This window comes from Microbacterium alkaliflavum, from assembly GCF_044325405.1.
Classification (GTDB): domain Bacteria; phylum Actinomycetota; class Actinomycetes; order Actinomycetales; family Microbacteriaceae; genus Microbacterium; species Microbacterium alkaliflavum.
Genome location: NZ_JBIQWL010000002.1, coordinates 476,443 through 495,006, shown reverse-complemented (window position 1 = coordinate 495,006; position 18,564 = coordinate 476,443). Strand labels below are relative to the sequence as shown.

Below are 18,564 nucleotides of genomic sequence, written 5' to 3'. Positions count from 1 at the left end.
TTCACTGAGGCGGGCGTGGCAATCGATGCCACGCCCGCCAGGACCGATATTGTCGAGACGGCAGCACCGTGGTGGAGGTCGTATGGCAAGTGACGCGGGAGCGGACAAGGCTCGCCGGAAGGGTGGCGCGGCGACGATCTACGACGTCGCGGAGCTCGCCGGCGTCAGCCCGTCGACCGTGTCGCGGGCGCTCGGGAAGCCCGGACGCATCAGCGCCCCCACGGAGGCCCGCATCCGGGCGGCCGCCGAGCAGCTGAGCTTCCGCATCAACCCGATGGCGCGCGCCCTGCACACCGGCCGCACGAGCACCCTGGCTCTCGTCGTCGCCGACATCACCAACCCCGTCGTCTTCGACATCGTCCGCGGCGCCGAGAGCGCCGCCAGTGCCGGGGGCTACACCCTCGTCATCGCCGAGTCCCAGGAATCGAGCGATGCCGAGGCCGAGGCGGTCCAGCGCCTGCTGCCCAGCGTCGACGGCATCATCCTGGCTACGAGCCGGCTCGAAAGCGACGTCATCCGCGAACTCGCCGCGCAGAAGCCCGTCGTCCTCATCAACCGCGCCGTGGACGGCGTCGCCGCGATCCTGCCCGATGTCGAAGAGGGCGTCGCGGCGCTCCTGACCCACCTGCACGACCTCGGCCACCGCTCGATCGCGTTCCTGTCCGGTCCTGCGACGTCGTGGGTGAGCGCGCAGCGGTGGGAGCACCTGCTCGAGGAGACCGAACGACGCGGAATGGGCCTGGTCGAGATCGGCCCCAACGCCCCGACCATCGACGGCGGGCGGGAAGCGTTCCGCCGCGTGCGGGCCGCGAAGGTCACCGCCGTCGTGGCGTTCAACGACCTCATCGCGATCGGCCTCATGCAGGCGATGTCGAGCGCGGGCGTGCGGGTCCCCGGCCAGATGAGCGTCGCCGGCTTCGACGACATCTTCGGCAGTGAGCTCATCGTCCCCGCCCTCACCACGGTGCGCAGTCAGCTCGGGCTCGCCGGACGCCGCGCGTCGTCGTATCTGGTCTCGCGACTCGAGGATCAGGACGCGACGTCGGAGGAGGAGCTCCTGGCGACCGAGCTCATCGTACGGGGGTCCACGGGACCGGCCTGACCTGGATGAATCGGCCTCCCGCCGCCGTGTATCACGCCGGAGGTCGTCGGCTCTTCTCTCATGAGACTGGAGGGCCCACCCATGGAATTCAACGACGCCTCTGCGACCTTTCTTGCCGTATCCCCGATCCTTCGAGAGAGGGCGACACTCGTCGCCGACATGGCCGTGGCCGGGTCGGGCCGTGCATCCGACGCGGCGAAGGCCGCGGTCGCCGAAGTCGAGCTCGCGATCGCCGACGCCGACGCGGCGTACCAGCGGCAGTCGTATTCAGCGGCACTCGACGGGTACGAGCGGGCCCGCGGACTGATCTACCGGTTCCTGCACCCGGGATTCGACGTGCACACCTGGCTGGGCGACGTCCATCGTCCCCCGCTCCCGATCGGCGCCGTGCTCGAGAACTCCCTGCTCGAGGCGTCCGCCAACCTCGCCGGCGTCATCCGCCCGACCGCCGTCGATCCCGTGCCGGTGACGGGGCTGATCGCCACCGCGGCCGTGGAACCCGACCTGGTGCGATTCACCACCACGGGCTTCCGGCCGACGCAGGAGGCGCGGGCCGATCTCGGCCTCGCCTCGAACCAGGCGCTCGCACTGATCACCGACGGCAAGCCCGAGCTCGCCGTCCCGCTCCTGAAGAGCGCCCTCGAGGCGGCCGGCGCGCCCGACGTGGAGAAGCAGACGGTGGGCGCGACGATGCTGACCCTCGCGACGGCGCTCGTGCAGACGGGGCAGGGCGAAGAGGCCGCGAAAGTCGCCGCGCACGCAGCGGATGCCTTCACCGCCGCCGATGACAAGATCGGCGCTGCGCATGCCGTCCACACGCAGGGCATCGCGGTCGCGCTGACGGGAGACCAGGCCGCGGCCGACAAGCTCTTCGACAAGGCGCGCGGCGCCATCACCGACGCACCCGACCCGGCTGCACCGGGTGGAGCCGCGCCAGGCGGAGCCGCGCCAGGCGGAGCCGCGCCAGGCGGAGCCGTGCCGGGCGGCGGCATCCGCGTGCCCGGTGGCCTCCGGCGAGACAACCGCGACGTGCCGGTGGGGCTCGTCCGCCCGCTCGATCGCCTCCGTGCGCGTGTCGACGCGCCCATCGATCGCGTCCTCGTGGACCGGCTGAACCGCGTCGACGACGGCGGGGTCGCAGGCATCCCGATCGCGACGACCTTCGCCGCTTCGGCGGGCCTGCTCGGGGGCCTCGACTCGCGATCGCCGGAAGTGCTCGCGGCGGTCCGCGACAAGGACCCCGAGACGCTCGGCGTGCGACTTCCCGGAAGGGTCGACGGCTGGACGACGACGACCGTCGTCGATCCCGCCGACCGCGCGGCGGTGACGAAGGACTGGGCCGTCGGCATCAACGTCGGCACCGACATCGTCACGCTGGGAATCGAAGACGGGGCGATGCCCGCCGCCGGGAAGATCGCCGACGCCGTCTACCGCCGGCGCATCACCGCCACGAAGCTGATCGATCTGGGCATCGTCGCCGGTCAGTCGTCCACGACGACCTACTATCTGACGCACCTGTACGCCTATGTGCTGCCCGTCAAGATCGGCGACACGCGGTTCGAGCTCGGCCAGCACGGGCTCGCCGAGGAGAGCTACGTCGAGGCCGCGGGCTACTCGTATCTCAACGATCCGATCGAGTCGACGGCACTGTGGATCCGTCTTGCGAAGAATGCCGTGGAGTGGGGCAGCGTGCTCTACCGGGCGGAGAACGTCGACGGGGCGAAGGCGCAGTACGGAAAGGTCATCGACGACCAGGGGAACGTCCCGGCGTCCACGCTGTTCACCACGGCAGGGCTGCACACTCCCGCCGACGTCGCGCGGGGACTCATCCAGCACCTCGCCGACCGGCCGCTGCCGAGCGTGCAGTGGGAGATCGCCTCCCTCGTGCTGACGGCCTTCGGATTCATCCAGCAGATCCTGCAGGGGCTCGACTACTACGGCCTCGCGCTCTCGCCCATCCACACCTTCGAGTACCTCCAGTCGGTCGCGAAGGGCTTCGCCGCCGAGGCCGTGCAGGCCGAGCGCGACTACGTCAACTTCAAGACCCGTCAGGAGGCGACCGAGGCCACGCGGCGCGACCTCGAGGCGGCCGTCGCCATGGCGCAGGCGCAGGCCGAGGCCCAGCGTCAGCAGTACCTGTCGGCAGTCGACGACCGGCAGTCCGCGCAGGCCGCCCTTGACCTCGCGAACAGGCGGCTGCAGGACGCCATCCGGCAGCGCGACGACTATGCCGCCTCGAGCTGGACGCAGATCTGGTCGCAGGCGGCGTCGACGGCACAGGGCATGGGCTCGAACTCGTGGTTCAGCGAGATCAGCGAACTCGCCGACAAGCTCGATCGCGGCGAGAGCATCTCGGGGGAGCGCGGCAAGCTCGCGGCGGCGTACGTCTTCAGCGCCGGCCGGAAGAACCGGGCCTATGAGCTCGCGAAGATGCAGGACAACATCGCGGAGCTGAACGCGGCCATCCCGGTCGCGCAGGAGCAGGTGCAGTCGGCGCAGCACCGCGAGCTCGGCGCCGAGATCGCGTGGCAGGCCGCGCTGCAGAAGTCGCAGCTCGCCTCGGCATCGCTCGACGCGTTCGATGCGAACCTCTTCTCGGCGGATGCCTGGTCGATGATGGCATCGGTCATGAAGGACATCACCCGCGACTACATGTGGCGCGCGATCCGCATCGCGAAGCTCATGGAGCGGGCGTACAACTTCGAGAACGACACCTCTCTGAGCGTCATCAAGGCCGACTACGGATTCGTGGTGTCCTCCGGTCCGGGCGGCGAGGTCAAGCTGCTCGGCGGCGACGGACTGATCGACGACATCGAATCGTTCACCTACCAGGCCATCGTCACGAAGGTGCGCAAGAGCAGCCGGATCAAGGACGTCATCTCGATCGCCGAGGCGTACCCCGCGCAGATGGCCGCGTTCCGCGCCACGGGCCTGCTCAGCTTCGAGACCGACCTCTACGAGTTCGATCGCCTGCACGCCGGCTACTACGGCCAGCGGATCGAGGCAGTCGAGCTCGAGTTCGTCGGCCTCGTGCCCGAGGACGGGATCAACGGCACCCTGACGGCGGGCGGCGTGACCCGCTACCGCACGCGGACGGGAGGCGTCGCCCAGCGCACGCACGTCGTCGACACGATGGCCGTGTCGGAGTACCGGCTGCGCGACGACGTCTTCGTCTTCACCGCCGAGACGGGGGTCCGAGGGCTCTTCCAGGGCATCGGCCTGGGCACGACGTGGCAGCTGCACCTGCCCAAGCGCAGCAACGAGTTCGACTTCGCACGGATCGTCGATGTGCGCATCGTCGTCTATTACACGGCCCTGTTCGACTCGGCGCTGCGGTCCAGCGTGCTCGCGGCGCCGCCGCGGGCGGGCGAGCTGAACCGGGTGCGCGACTTCGACCTGCGCTACGACTTCCCGGAGGCATGGTACGGCTTCTACCGCTCCGGCACGGCCGCCGTGCGGCTCGACGAGGTGCGGATGCCCGCCAACCAGGAGTCCTTCGCCATCGACTCCGTGCACCTGCGCGTCGTCGCCAAGGCGGGGGTCGCGGCATCCGGAATCTCCCTCCACGTGGTCGCGCCCAGCGGGACGCAGACCGACGTCGTAACCGATGCGAACGGCGTGGCCGACCTCACGGCGGCGGCACCTGCCCTCGTCGGGTCGACGCCCATCGGCGACTGGCAGTTCGCCGTCACGGGTGGCGCGTCGCTCACCGACGGGGCGGGCCTGCACTTCGATCGCGTCGTGAGTCTTCAGCTGGGGCTGGACTACTCGTTCGAGTATCCCGCCGAAGCGCTCTGACTCGGGGGCCTGTCATGCGCGAAGACACGGGAGTCGCACCCGGCCTGACCGACGTGCCCGGCGGGGGCGGGGGCATCTCTCCGCTCGGCGACCGGTTCCAGCCCGACCTGGTGCGCGGCACCGGCAACTACGCCGTTCCGCTCAAGCTGCCCAAGGGTCCGAACGATCTGCAGCCGCAGGTCTCGGTCACGTATTCGACGGGTGCGGGCAACGGGCCCTTCGGCCTCGGCTGGCGGTACGAGCCGCTGCGGATCGACAGGCGCAGCGACCGCGGCGCACCCGCATACGACGACAGTGACACGTTCACGCTCGGCGGCGCCGAGACCCTCGTGCCCGTCGGCGGCGGCCGGTTCCGGCCTCGCACCGACACGCAGTCGTGGCTCATCGAGCGCGACGGCGACGGCTGGCGCATCCGCGACGGCAAGGGCGGCACGCGCCGGCTGGGGATCACCTCCACCACGCGGGAGACGGGCCCCGCCGGCGCCGTGTTCGCATGGCTGCTGGAGGAGGAGACGGATGCCGCAGGCAACAGCATCCGGTACACCTACGAGGCCGATGGCGGCCGCCTCTGGCTGACCAAGGTGGAGTGGTCGGTCTTCGCACTGCTCTTCCATCACGAGACACGCGCCGACGCTTCGACGGATCGGCGTGCGGGCTTCGCCCGCACGCTCACCCGGCGCGTCACGTCGATCGACCTCGTGTCCGAACGCGCCGATCCGACCCGCCTGCGCACGTGGGAGTTCGAGTACGTCGCCGCGGCGAACGGCGTCTCGCTGCTGCATCGTGTCGAGCTCTCGGCAGGCGAGGGCCCCGATCGCGTGGCCGAGCCGGCGCTGACGTTCGAGTACACGCCGTTCGACGTCGCGAACGCCGACGTCGTCGCGCTGCCGGCCCTCATCCCGCCCCCGGGCCTCGATCAGCCGGGGACCATGCTCGCGGACCTCGACGGCGACGGCGTGCCGGAGGTCCTCAGCATCACGGCAGGCAGCGCGCTTCGCTGGCGCCGGGCGAACGGCGCCTACGACGGGCCGTTCCCGGTCGGCGACCTGCCGGCATCGGTCTCGCTCACCCGCGCGAACGTGGCGCTCGCCGACCTCGACGGCGACGGTCGCGTCGACCTGTTCGCGACCGATCAGCGCCTGTCGATGTGGTTCCACGCCGACGGATCCGGGGGATTCGACCCTTCGCCGCAACTGTTCGCCGAACGGCCGAGCGTCCGGCTCGATGCCCCCGACACGCGGCTGACCGATGTCGACGGCGACGGTGTCACCGATGTGCTGTGGACGGGACGCGACGCGACGGTCGTCTTCAGGCTCGGCGCGGACGGCATGGTGGAACCGCCGGTCGTCCTCGGCAGCGGGGCGGACCGTCCGTCGGCGCTGTTCGGCGAGCGTGGTGTGCGGCTGGCCGATATGACCGGCGACGGGCTGCAGGATCTCATCTCGGTGCGCAGCGGCCAGGTCGTGTACTGGCCGTCGAACGGCGACGCCTCCTTCGACGACGCCGTCGACATGGCGAGTCCGCCCGTGCTCCCGCCGGGCTACCGCGACGAGAGGCTCCACGTCGTCGACATCGACGGCGACGGCTGCGCGGACGTCGTCTATCTCGGCGACACGGTCACCACCGTCTGGATCAACCAGTCGGGCCTGCGGTTCGCGCCCCCGGTCGAGCTGCCGATCGCACCGCCCGCCGGCAGGCGGGCGCTCGTCGCCGATCTGCTGGGGGATGGGCGGCCGGGATTCGCGTGGACGGTCCCGCAGCGGGATGCCCAGGACAGCGGCATCCGGTTGCTGCGCTTCGCAGCCGGCGGCACGGCTCCGCGCCTGCTGACCGCGATCGACAACGGCATGGGCGGGGCCTACCGCATGGCGTACGCGACGACGACCTCGATGCGGGAGGCCGACGAGGCCTCCGGTGCGCCCTGGTCGAGCCTTCTGCCGATGGTCGTCAACGTCGTCGCCTCCCTCACCGAGCTCGACGCCGTCTCGGGACGCGAGTCGACGTCGACCATGAGCTATCACGACGGCGTGTACGACGGCTGGAACCGGGAGTTCCGCGGGTTCCGCAGGGTCAGCGTCGATCAGGCGGGGGACGACTCGATGCCGGCCACGCGTCAGGAGGTCGAGTTCTTCCAGGGTGAACCCGACGAGCTCGATCTCGTCGAGCGCGAGAGGCAGCGTGCGCTCGCGGGCTCCCTGACGGCGACCTCGGGCCGGACGCGGGTGGGCGAGGCGTGGATCGACCGGAACCGCTCCACGCAGACGTGGGACGCACGCCTCGAGCACGACGGCGGAGCGAACGCCTCGGTGTGGTTCCCGCACGTCGTGCGCATCGAGACGACCGAGCTCGCGGGCCCCGCAGGCGGACCGGACCGCGTCGAGGTCACCGAGCTGTCGTCGTTCGACGCCCACGGGCACCCGACGCTGCGCACGCGGACCGCGTTCGCCTCCGATGCGCCGGGCGACGCCCTCCGCTCCCAGGAGCGGCTGGCATACGTCGCGGACGAGGCGCACTGGCTCGTGCACCTGCCGTCGCGATCCGTCATGCTCGACGCCGACGGCATCGTCAACTCCGCGCGCATCACGCACTACGACGGAGCCCCCTTCGTCGGCCTTCCGGAAGGACAGGCGACGAGCGGGCTCGTCACGTCGGTGCTCGAGGCGCGCCTCCTCGACAGCCGCCTGCCCGCCGACTACGCGGGCGGCCGCGACTTCGCAGCACTGGGATACCTCCGCCTCGACGGCGGCGACACCGCGGGGTGGTACGCCCGCACGTACAGCGCGCGGCGCGACGGTCACGGCAACGTGCTCGAGCAGCACGATCCGATGGGCGCCGCGATGGTGTTCGCCTACGATGCGGACTCGCTGTTCCCGGTGACGACGGTCGACGCGCTCGGACGTGTCTGCACGACGACCTTCGATCTGCGCTCCTGCGAGCCCGCCGAGACCCTCATGCCGGACGGACGGGGCACGCGCGCGGAGTTCGACGCGCTGGGCCGGCTCATCGCGCAGTCGGAGACCGACGATTCCGGTGCGTGGCAGCTCGTGAAGGCCTGGGTGACCGACACGGCCTCGGTGCCGGCATCGATGACGTCGTTCTCGGTGCTGGAGACCGGGCTCACGCGCGAGGAGCTCCTCGCAGTCGACCCGCTCACCACGACGGCCGCGGGGGTCGCCCGGACGTTCCTCGACGGCTTCGGCGCGAAGGCGGCGACCGTCGCCGTCGCGCCCGCGGCGGCCGACGGGTCGGCGCGCACGTCGGTGACGGATCGCCGCGTCGTGAACACGCGCGGTCTCGTCGCGGCGGCCCTCGCGCCCGAGTTCGGCGCGACGCTGGCCTGGCCGGGTCGCCCCGCGATCGTTCCCGCCTCCGCGGTGCGCACGGTCTACGACGGCGACGCGCTCGTCCTCGAGAGCCACGGGCCTTCAGAAGCGGGATTCATGGTCGAGCGCACCCCGTTCACCGTCGTCCATCGCGATCCGGCGGCAGCCGGTGCGGTGCTGCGCACCGAGCACTTCGATGCGCACGGGCGCCTCGCGCAGCTGGATTCCGTCGCCGCACCGGGTCACATCATCACGACCCGCTACGATCTCGAACTCGACGGGCGGATCACGGCGCTGCGGGAGGGTGGCGGACCGGCGCAGGCGGCGTGGGTGCACGCAGGACCCGGCGAGCCGATCCGCATCACACAGGCGGATGCCGGCACCCGCACGTACTACCGCGACGCGGCCGGACGCCTCGTCGAGAGGGTCGATCCCGACGGCACGTCGCTGCGCTTCTCGTTCGACGCGCTCGGACGGGTCACGGCGATCGATCACCATGCCCCGACAGGCGACACGCGTCTGCGCACGGTGCACTACGACGTGGATCCGGATGCCGCGCATCCCGCCGCCGGCAGGTTCCTCGAGGGGCGCGTGGCGGTCGTCGACGAGGGCGATGTGCGGTGCCGCTACAGCTACGACCACGCGGGGCGCCCTGTCCGCGAGGAGTGGAACGTGGATGCCGACACGATGGCCGTCACGCGCACCTACGACCGGCAGGGCCAGCTCGCGAGCGTCGCGTACCCCGACGGCAACTCCGTCGCGTACGAGCGCCATGCGAGCGGGGCCGTGACACGCGTCGTCGGAGTCGCTGACGACATCGAGCACGCCGCTGACGGACAGGTGCTGGCCTGGCGCGCCGCGAACGGCGTGCGGATCGAGCTCACGCGCGACGAGATCGGTCAGCGGATCACCCGACGCAGGGCGGTCGACGCCGGCGGCGTCGAGCTCCGGTCGCTCGGGTACGGGTTCGACGCGATCGGCGCGGTGACGTCGGTCTCGGACGCCGGCTCATTCGGCGCCGAGCACCACGAGTACGCGTATGACGGACTCCGCCGGCTGACGGCGGCCACGGTCCGCGACGGCGGGCCGGGGGGAGCGGTGCTGCGTCAGCACGCCTACGCCTATGACGACCGGGGAAATCTCACGTCGTTCGACGAGTCGACGCCGCTGACCCTCGGATACGCCGACGCCGTGCATCCGAACCGGGTCACCGCGGTGTCGTCGGGCGGCGGGCCCGCGACCGCGGTGTCGTACGGCGAGCGTGGCGAGATCGTGGCGGGATTCGGACTGTCGGCCGTCGCGCTCGATCCGCAGATGCGTCTGACGACCGCGACGCGCGGGGACGGCGCCGTCATGCGCGTCGCGTACGACCCGCAGAACCGGGAGGTGCGGCGGACGGTCACGCATGCCGACGGTTCGGTGTCGACGACGCTGACCGCCGCCGGACTGTGGACTCGGCACGACGAGCGGACGACGTGCCGCATCTACCTCGAGAGCACGCTCATCGCGAGCATCGAGACGACGAACGGCGCCGCCGAACGGACCTATCACCTGCTCGACCACCTCGGGTCGGTCGTGCTCGCGACCGATTCCTCCGGCGCGGAGGTCGAGAGCCAGCGGATGAACCCGTTCGGCAGCGCCCTCGACCCGAACTCGGCGAGCCTCTTCCTCGGCCGCGAGATGGAGGCCGGCTTCGGCATCGTTCCGCTCGGCGCGCGCTTCTACCTGCCGTCGATCGGGCGGTTCCTCTCGCCCGACTGGTATGTGCTGGAGCATCCGAACAAGGCGGTCCGGCTCCCTCAGGGCTTCAACGTGTACTCCTATGCCCTGAACAACCCCATCGCCTTCAAGGACCCGTCCGGCCTGTGGTTCGGCATCGACGACCTCATCGTGCTGGCGGCGGGCTTCGTCGTCGGGTTCGTGGGCGGTCTGATCTACGGGCTGGCCAATGGCCAGGGCTGGGGGAGCCTGCTGACGGCGCTCGAGACGGGACTCACGACGGCGGCCGGCGCGTGGCTGGGCTGGACGGTCGCGGGCCCGATCGGGCTCGTGATGGGCGGGATGAACGGCTTCGTGGGCGGCATCCACGGCATCTACGACTGGTCGAGCCCCTCGGGCTGGTTCGCCTTCCTGTCCGATTCGACGTGGAGCCTCATCGGGACGTCGCTGGGCAACATCGTCCACATCATCAATCTGTTCTACAGCGACGCGAACTATCGGGACGACCTCAGCCGTCGCCAGAACCGGCACGTGTACGAAGGCGGCTTCGCGCTCAAGAAGGACTTCGCCTTCACTGAGGGCAACGTGATCTCCAACGCCGGCCTCGGCACGCATTCGGTGGACACGTCGTTCATCGCCAACCACGAGGAGCTGCACATCTGGCAGCAGCGGTTCTTCGGCCCCATCTTCCAGGGCGGCTACATCGTGTGGGCGGTCGGCGGGTTCATCGTCGGCAGCATCGCGTGGTTCTGGCACACCGACCAGAGCTACGGCAGCTTCATCGAGACCGCCGCCTACTACGACAACCCCTTCGAGTACTGGGCCTACAAGAACGACAACAACTGGCCGCCGTCCGGAGCGAACCCCAGCATCAGATGGTGACCACCGGACCGATCAGATCCCCGACGTCGCGGTTCCCGTGCATTCGTAGAGGGTGCTGCTCGGCGAGTCGCTCGGCTGGGTGCAGCTCTGCTCGACCCAGTCGAGGATCGCGCCCGAGCCGGTCTGGCCGCCGAAGCCCGCCTGGCCCCCGAAGCTCGGGCCGCCGCGTCCCGTCGTGATCACGTAGCGCACGTCGCCGTCGGCGACGAGCTGCTGGAAGCGCTCGAGGGTCGGCACCGGGTCGGCACCGTTGAAGCCGCCGATCGGCAGGAACGACCCGCCGTCGGACGCGATGATGAGGCCCGCCGCCGACTGGGCGCCGAACGTGGCCGCGAGATATTCTCCGCCGCTCGAGTGCTCCCGCAGGTACGCAATAAGCGCCGTGTCGTCGCCGGAGCCGCCGAACCCCGCGCCGCCGAAGCCGCCCTGGTTGGCCGGGGGAGCGCCCTGCGGCCTGCCCTGCGTCACGCCCGCACCAGGGCCGTTCCGGAAGCCGCGGGTTCCCTGGCCCGGGAAGCCCTGACCGCCTGGGTTCGCGCCGCCCAAGCCGCCGGCGCCACCAGGCGCTGCGAAGCCGCGCATGCCGACGTCGGCGACTCCGCCCGCGACGGGGTTGGTCGAGCTGGGGTTCGCGATCGCCACGGCCGACCAGACCAGGGGAGTGAGCAGCATCGCGGCGCCGGCCAGCGCCGCGACCGCCGCGTGACCGCCGCGTCCGCGCAGGCGCTCGCGCAGGATCACTGCGATCGCGATGCCCGCGAGGGCGGCCTGCGCCACGGCGACGGCGATCGAGTAGCCGCCGTAGGTGAACCCGATCCCGAGCGCCGTGACGGCGGCGAGGGCGAGCATGCTGACCTGAGCCCACGTGACGCGACGCCGGCGCGCGAGGGCGAAGGCGAGGCCGATCGCGAGAGCCATCGGGATCGCGAGCGCCGCCGTGTAGAACTGGTGCATGCCGGCGACGGCTGAGAACATGGCCGCGAAGGTCACCAGCCACACGCCCAGCAGCACCGTCACGGGCCGGGGGAAGCGCAGCACCCAGAGCACGACGATCGCGAGCAGCGCCGTCGGGACAAGCCAGGCGATCTGACCCGCGAGCTGTTCGTTGAAGAGCCGGAACACGCCCGGATCGCCCGAGAACGGCGGCGTGAACGATCGATAGGCCGTCGTGTCCGCCGTCGCCTCGCCGAACCGGCCGAGACCGTTGTAGCCGAACACCATCTCCCACGGGCTGTTGCCGAGTGTGCTGCCGATGTAGGGGCGCGAACCGGCGGGCACGAGGGACACGACGATGATCCAGAGGAGGGATGCCGCGAGGCTCAGGACTCCCGCGATGCCGAGCTGCCAGAGCTTGCGCCACCACGGTGCCCGGGTGAACAGCCACGCTGCCGCGAGGGCGGGCCAGACGGCCCACGCCTCGAGCATGTAGGTCTGGAACGAGAGGGCGATGAAACCGCCCGCCGCGAGGAGCCAGCCGAAGCTGCGGCGCGTGAGCGCCTTCGCCGATGCCCAAGCGACCGCACTCAATCCGAGCACGAAGAACGTCTCGGGCTGGTTCGACCGGGCGACCGCGACGAGGATCGGCGTCGTCGCCACGACGGCGCCCGCGAGCAGACCCGCCGTCGGGTTCAGCAGCCGCTTCGCGGTGACGGCGACGATCACCGTGGCGCCCACGGCTGCCAGAGCGTTGGGCAGCACGACGGTCCAGGTCGAGAACCCGAACGCCTTCACGAACAGCGCGGGGATCCAGAAGGAGCCGGGGATCTTGTCGAGCGTCACGGTTCCCGCAGGATCGATCGCCCCGAAGAAGAAGTCCGGCCAGGTCTTGCTCATCGACAGCGCGATCGAGGCGTAGTAGTCCGATCGCGAACCGGTCCACACCGACCACACGGTGAGGAGGCCGGCGCCCACGGCGAGCAGCACGAGCCCCGTGTGCCAGGCCGTCCATCGGGGAGTTCGCAGGGATGCCGCGGAGGCGGGCCGCTCGAGCCCGCGGCTCTCGACGATGGATGTCACGAGCAGAACGTAATGATGCGACCATTCACCCGGTTATGCCGAGGTTATGAATCACCTGGGTCTGCGCGGCCGCCCACCTGTCCGTCGGCGCCCGCCCCGCGCATAATGAGGCCATGCCCGACGACGACGTCGAGGAGCTCGCCGCGTTGCGTCGCAGGGCCTACGGGCCGAACGCCGACATCGATGGCGATGCGGTCGCGCAGGCACGGCTCGCAGAGCTCGAGCTGGCCCTGGCTGTGGCGCGCTCTCGAGAGACCCCGGCGCACACGACGACAGTCTCGCAATCGCGTGGGGAGGGCTCGGACGAGCCCGAGACGCCGGATGCCTCGGCGGCGGTCTCTGCGGACCAGCCTGAACCGGCGACGCCCGCAGAGCCGAACCCCCGCGCGCGCGAATCGAGTCGCGGCCGCCGGCTTCCGTGGATCCTGGCCGCCATCGCGGGGATCGCGGCCCTCATCGCGACCCTCGCGGCGATCGTGAGCATCGAGGCGAGCCCCACTCCCGTCGTGAGTCTGCCCATCGCCTCCCCTCCCGCATCGGTGCGCGAGCCGGATCTCGGCCTCGGAATGCTGGGATTCTTCGGCGCGCGGCGTGCCACACTGCGATACCACGGCGCCGTCGGCTCGCTCGACGTGTGGACGGTCCAGGGCCGCGACTCCGCGCAATGCGTCGTCCTGAGCCTGCGCGGCGAGATCTGGGATCAGGACTGCGCGCCGAGGCCTCTCCCGGCGGTGCTCGACGTGACCGCGGACTACGGGGCTCTGCACTCCGAGTCCCCGGGGATCGACATGCCGTCGGGTTCGTTCGTGCGATTCGCCTGGCAGGGCGGCGCCGTCGACCTCTATGTCGTACGAGGCACGGCCAGGTTCTGACCGGAGCGTTCGGCCGCGAGCTCCTCGAGCGTCTCACGGCCCAGAAGGGCGTAATCGGGGTTGTCGTCGCTCTGCACGAGCAGGAGCACGGCGAACGCTGCGGCCCAGGCGCGCGCCCGCATCCAGGTCGCCGCATCGGTGCGGTCGCCGATGGCGGCGCGGAAGCGCGCGCGGCCGGTCGCGTCGAAGGCGAGCCAGGCGATCGCGAGATCGTAGGCGGGGTCTCCCGCCGTCACGTCGCCGAAGTCGACGATCGCCGCGACGCGTTCGTCACCCACGATGAGGTTGCCCGGGTGGAGGTCGCCGTGGATCCAGACCGGCGGACGGGCCCACGGCTGCGCGGCGAGCCCGTCGCTCCAGGCCCCCTCGGCGACGTCGACCAGCTGCGTGGGAATGCTGCCGCGAAGCTGCGACAGCCGTTCCGCGACCGCCTCGGCTCGGGCCGCGAGCGGCACGCCCCGCACCGGATTGACCGGATGATCGGGATCGGCGGCGACGTGCAGCGCGCCGAGCGCGCGAGCCACAGGCTCTGCCCACGCGCCGCGAAGCGCGCGCGGAACGTCGAGTCCGCGCACGCCGTGGAACCACGGGACGATCGACCACGCCCACGGATAGTCCTCGCCCGGTGCGCCCGCGAAGACGGGAACGGGCACGCGGATGCCGGTGGCCTCGATGGGCGGCCCGAGCCGGGGGAGCACCCGCTGCTCGTGGACGACGAGGGGTGCGGCGAGCGACCGCCGGGGCAGCCGCACCGCAAGGTCGGAGCCGAGGCGCCACAGCTCGCAGTCCCAACCGCTCGCCGCCTTCGCGAGGGGCAGCGCCGCGGCATCCGGGATCACCCGCGACGCCTGCGACACGAGCATGGCGCGCACGAGTTCAGCGGTGATCTGCACCTCGGCGGCGGGCATGTCCGGCATCTCGCCGAGGGTATCGGCTCCGCCGCAGGAAAGTGGATCTGTCTTTATGTGGGAATCGCTTGTTTTGCGTTGGTATCTGTTGTATCTTGGAGTTCACCTTGAGGACGAGGATCCATATGTACGCGACGGAGCGCCAAGCTCACATCACTCGGCACCTGGCCGAGCGCGGTCGCGTTTCGGTCGTCGAACTGGCCGACGATCTCAGCGTCACGACCGAGACCATCCGCCGCGACCTCGCCGCCCTCGAGCAGCAGGGCATCCTGCGCCGCGTCCACGGCGGGGCCGTGCCGCTGCGCACGGGCAGCGTCGTCGAGCCGTCGATCGCCGAGCGCATGATGGTGAACGCCGACGCCAAGCGCGCGATCGCGCACCGCGCCCTCGACGCGATCACCGACGGCTACCGCGGCGCGGTCGTGTTCGACGCGGGCTCCACCGTGGGAGCGATCGCGGCGGGCCTGGGGGAGCGCGTCGCCGCGACGGGCGCGCGCCTCGACGTCGTGACGCACGCCGTGCCGGTTGCGCACACGCTGTCACTCCTTCCCGACATCGGGCTCACCGTCCTCGGCGGCCAGGTGCGGGGACTCACGGCTGCCGCCGTCGGCACGTCGACACTCTCGGCCCTCGCGTCGTTGCGGCCCGACCTCGCGTTCATCGGCGCCAACGGCCTCTCGGCCGACTTCGGGCTCAGCACCCCCGACCCCGCAGAGGCGGCCGTCAAGGCCGCGATCGTGCGCTCCTCGCGGCGCGTCGTCGTGGTCGCCGATCAGGCCAAGTTCGGCGTCGAGTCGTTCGTGCGCTTCGCGCAGCTGAGCGACATCGACGTGCTCGTGACCGACGCCGCACCCGAATCGTCGCTCGCCGACGCGCTCGAGGCGGCCGATGTGGAGGTATGGATCGCATGATCGTGACACTGACCGCCAACCCGTCGCTGGATCGGACCATCACGCTCGCCGGCGCGCTGCAGCCGGGCGAGGTGCAGGCGGCGACCTCGGCGCGTGAAGACGCCGGCGGCAAGGGCATCAACGTCGCCCGCGTCGTCGCGGCAGCGGGCGCCCGATCGCTCGCCGTGCTCCCCCTGGCGACCGACGATCCGTTCGACGCCGCGCTGAGCCACTCGGCCGTCGCCGCCAAGCGCGTGCCGATCCATGGCCGCGTGCGGGCGAACGTCACGATCACCGACCCCGCGGGCGTCACGACCAAGCTCAACCTCCCCGGCGCAGCGCTCGACGACGACGACGCCGCCGCCGTCATCGCCGCTGTGGTCGAGGCCTGTGCGGGCGCCCGCTGGCTCGCGCTCGCGGGCTCGCTGCCCCCCGGTGTCGGCGACGGGTTCTACGTCGACGTCATCGAGGCCGTGCGCTCGCATTTCGGCGATGACGCGCCGCTCATCGCCGTCGACACGTCGGGAGCGGCTCTCGCGGCCGTCGTCGCCGACGGTCGCCCCGACCTCATCAAGCCCAACGACGAGGAGCTCGCCGAACTCGCCGGAGTCGAGCTGGAGACCGGCGACGACCTCGCCGCCGCAGTGCTGCCCGTCGCCCGCAGGATCGTTCCCGCCCGCGTCGGCGCGGCGCTCGTCACGCTCGGGGCCCACGGCGCGGTCCTCGTCGATGCCGACGGCGCCTGGGCGGGCACGCCGCCCAGGATCCGCGTCGCGAGCACCGTCGGAGCAGGCGACAGCTCGCTCGCGGGCTACCTGCTCGCCGACCTCGACGGCGCCGACCCGGAAGAGCGGCTTCGCCGCTCGATCCGCTACGGCGCGGCCGCGGCATCCCTCCCCGGCACGCAAGCGCCTTCGCCCGCCGATCTGCCGACGGGCGACGTGCCCGTCCGCACCCTCGCCTGACCCACCACGACCCACGACACCGCCACACCGACCAAGGAGGTCACCGTGTCCACCATCACACCAGAGCTCGTCAGCCTCGACGACGCGCTCGGCGGCGACAAGGCCGCCGTCATCAAGGCCCTCGCGGCCCGCGTCGTCGCGCAAGGACGCGCGACCGACGCCGACGCCCTGTACGCCGACGCCTGGGCGCGCGAGCAGAAGGACGAGACCGGCCTCCCCGGCGGCATCGCGATCCCGCACGCCAAGAGCGGTGCGGTGACCGAGCCCACGCTCGCCTTCGCACGTCTGCAGCCCGGCGTCGACTTCGGCGCTCCCGACGGTCCCGCCGACCTCGTCTTCCTCATCGCGGCGCCCGAGGGCGCGGCCGAGGCGCACCTCGCCGTGCTGTCGAAGCTCGCACGCAGCCTCATGCAGGACGACTTCACGAGCGGCCTGCGCGCCGCCCAGACTCGCGGCGACGTGGTCTCGATCGTCCGTCAGGCGATCGGCGAGGAGGAGGCCGCGCCCGCCGCGCCCGCGGCAACGGCATCCGCCCCCGCCGCCGTCTCCTCCGGACTCGACGTGGACGGCCGCCCCGCGCGCCTCGTCGCCGTCACGTCGTGTGCGACCGGCATCGCCCACACCTTCATGGCCGCGGACGCCCTCACCGCGGCCGGCAAGAAGACAGGTGTCGACCTCACCGTCGAGCCGCAGGGCTCGAGCGGCTACCAGGCGCTGCCGCAGCACATCATCGACAGCGCCGACGCCGTGATCTTCGCGACCGACGTCGACGTGCGGGAACTCCAGCGCTTCGCGGGCAAGCCCGTGGTGCGCTCGGGGGTGAAGCGCGGCATCGAGGAGCCCACCGAGCTCATCGAGGAAGCCGTCGCCGCCGCCAAGAACCCCGCCGCGACGCGCGTGTCGGGTACCGCGGGGGCCGGCAGCTCGGCCACCTCGACCGAGTCGCTGTCGTGGGGGGCCCGCATCCAGCGCATCCTCCTCACGGGCGTCAGCTACATGATCCCGTTCGTCGCGGGCGGCGGTCTGCTGATCGCCCTCGGCTTCCTCCTCGGCGGCTACAACGTCACCGCCGACGCGGCCACGGTCATCACGCAGAACGCGCTGTGGAACCTGCCCGCGGGCGGCCTCGGCCAGTACCTCGGCTCGGTCGCCTTCATGATCGGCGCGACCTCGATGGGCTTCCTCGTCTCGGCGCTCGCCGGCTACATCGCGTTCGCGATCGCCGACCGTCCCGGCATCGCACCCGGCTTCGTCGCGGGCGCCGTGGCGGTGCTCATGAACGCGGGATTCATCGGCGGCATCGTCGGCGGTCTCCTCGCCGGCGTCACCGCGTGGTGGATCTCGAGCTGGCCCGCCCCGCGCTGGCTCCGCGGCCTCATGCCCGTCGTCATCATCCCGCTGCTCGCCTCGATCGTGGCCTCCGGTCTCATGATCCTGTTCCTGGGCCGCCCGATCGCGACCCTCATGACGTGGCTCACCGACTGGCTCACGGCTCTGTCGGAGAGCGGCGTCGGCGCCATCGCCCTGGGCATCGTGCTCGGTGTGATGATGTGCTTCGACCTCGGCGGTCCCATCAACAAGGTCGCGTACTCGTTCGCCGTCGCGGGCCTCGCCGCCGGCAGCGCGGACAACCCCGCGCCGCTGCTGATCATGGCCGCCGTCATGTGCTCGGGCATGGTGCCCCCGCTCGCGATGGCCCTCGCCTCGACGGTGCTCGCCCGCAACCTCTTCACGCCGGTCGAGCGCGAGAACGGCAAGGCCGCGTGGCTGCTGGGTGCGTCGTTCATCTCCGAGGGCGCCATCCCGTTCGCCGCGGCCGACCCGCTGCGCGTGCTCCCCGCCTCCATGGTCGGCGGTGCCGTGACGGGTGCGCTGTGCATGGCGCTGGGTGTGCAGTCCTACGCTCCGCACGGCGGAATCTTCGTCCTCTTCGCCATCCAGCCGATCTGGGGCTTCCTGGTGGCGCTCGCGGCCGGTACCGTCGTGACGGCGTTCCTGGTGGTCGCCTTCAAGCGCTTCATCGCTCCCAAGGAGCTCGAGGCGGCTGAGGCCGACCTCACCGCGGCCGCCGTCCCGGCGTGATCCACGG

General features: G+C 71.3%; 9 protein-coding genes. 7 read left to right on the top strand and 2 right to left on the bottom strand.

Going from position 1 to position 18,564, the window contains the following annotated elements:
* The first annotated feature begins 82 nt into the window (after positions 1 to 82).
* The 3 genes from ACH3VR_RS07270 to ACH3VR_RS07260 all read left to right on the top strand — a co-directional run bounded on the left by ACH3VR_RS07270 (position 83) and on the right by ACH3VR_RS07260 (position 10,824).
* The gene (locus ACH3VR_RS07270; protein ID WP_396640084.1) at positions 83 to 1,102 is read left to right on the top strand and encodes a LacI family DNA-binding transcriptional regulator; all 1,020 of its coding nucleotides are present in this window, start codon (positions 83 to 85) and stop codon (positions 1,100 to 1,102) included.
* A gap of 81 nt (positions 1,103 to 1,183) precedes the next feature.
* Positions 1,184 to 4,900, top strand: coding sequence for a Tc toxin subunit A-related protein (locus tag ACH3VR_RS07265; RefSeq protein WP_396640083.1), 3,717 nt, complete (start codon positions 1,184 to 1,186; stop codon positions 4,898 to 4,900).
* 14 nt (positions 4,901 to 4,914) lie between these two features.
* Entirely contained in the window at positions 4,915 to 10,824 is a 5,910-nt protein-coding gene (locus ACH3VR_RS07260; RefSeq protein ID WP_396640082.1) for a toxin TcdB middle/N-terminal domain-containing protein, read from the top strand.
* Between the two features lie 12 nt (positions 10,825 to 10,836).
* On the opposite strand, the gene ACH3VR_RS07255 is transcribed toward ACH3VR_RS07260, so the two are convergent.
* The gene (locus ACH3VR_RS07255; protein WP_396640081.1) at positions 10,837 to 12,840 is read right to left on the bottom strand and encodes an ArnT family glycosyltransferase; all 2,004 of its coding nucleotides are present in this window, start codon (positions 12,838 to 12,840) and stop codon (positions 10,837 to 10,839) included.
* 113 nt (positions 12,841 to 12,953) lie between these two features.
* Here ACH3VR_RS07255 and ACH3VR_RS07250 point away from each other — a divergent pair, with 113 nt between their 5' ends.
* On the top strand, positions 12,954 to 13,712 hold the full coding sequence (locus ACH3VR_RS07250) for a hypothetical protein (RefSeq protein ID WP_396640080.1): 759 nt from the start codon (positions 12,954 to 12,956) through the stop codon (positions 13,710 to 13,712).
* Here ACH3VR_RS07250 and ACH3VR_RS07245 read toward each other — a convergent pair.
* The gene (locus tag ACH3VR_RS07245; protein ID WP_396640079.1) at positions 13,682 to 14,629 is read right to left on the bottom strand and encodes an aminoglycoside phosphotransferase family protein; all 948 of its coding nucleotides are present in this window, start codon (positions 14,627 to 14,629) and stop codon (positions 13,682 to 13,684) included. The two genes, ACH3VR_RS07250 and ACH3VR_RS07245, sit on opposite strands and share 31 nt — an antisense overlap.
* A gap of 116 nt (positions 14,630 to 14,745) precedes the next feature.
* Here ACH3VR_RS07245 and ACH3VR_RS07240 point away from each other — a divergent pair, with 116 nt between their 5' ends.
* Genes ACH3VR_RS07240 through ACH3VR_RS07230 form a run of 3 tightly spaced genes read left to right on the top strand, consistent with a single transcriptional unit; the run spans position 14,746 to position 18,557 of the window.
* A complete protein-coding gene (locus tag ACH3VR_RS07240; RefSeq protein ID WP_396640458.1) occupies positions 14,746 to 15,531 on the top strand; it encodes a DeoR/GlpR family DNA-binding transcription regulator in 786 nt (261 codons plus the stop codon).
* On the top strand, positions 15,528 to 16,475 hold the full coding sequence (gene pfkB / locus ACH3VR_RS07235) for a 1-phosphofructokinase (protein WP_396640078.1): 948 nt from the start codon (positions 15,528 to 15,530) through the stop codon (positions 16,473 to 16,475). Before ACH3VR_RS07240 ends, pfkB begins: the two co-directional genes overlap by 4 nt.
* A gap of 45 nt (positions 16,476 to 16,520) precedes the next feature.
* Positions 16,521 to 18,557, top strand: coding sequence for a PTS fructose transporter subunit IIABC (locus ACH3VR_RS07230; RefSeq protein WP_396640077.1), 2,037 nt, complete (start codon positions 16,521 to 16,523; stop codon positions 18,555 to 18,557).
* Positions 18,558 to 18,564: the final 7 nt, after the last annotated feature.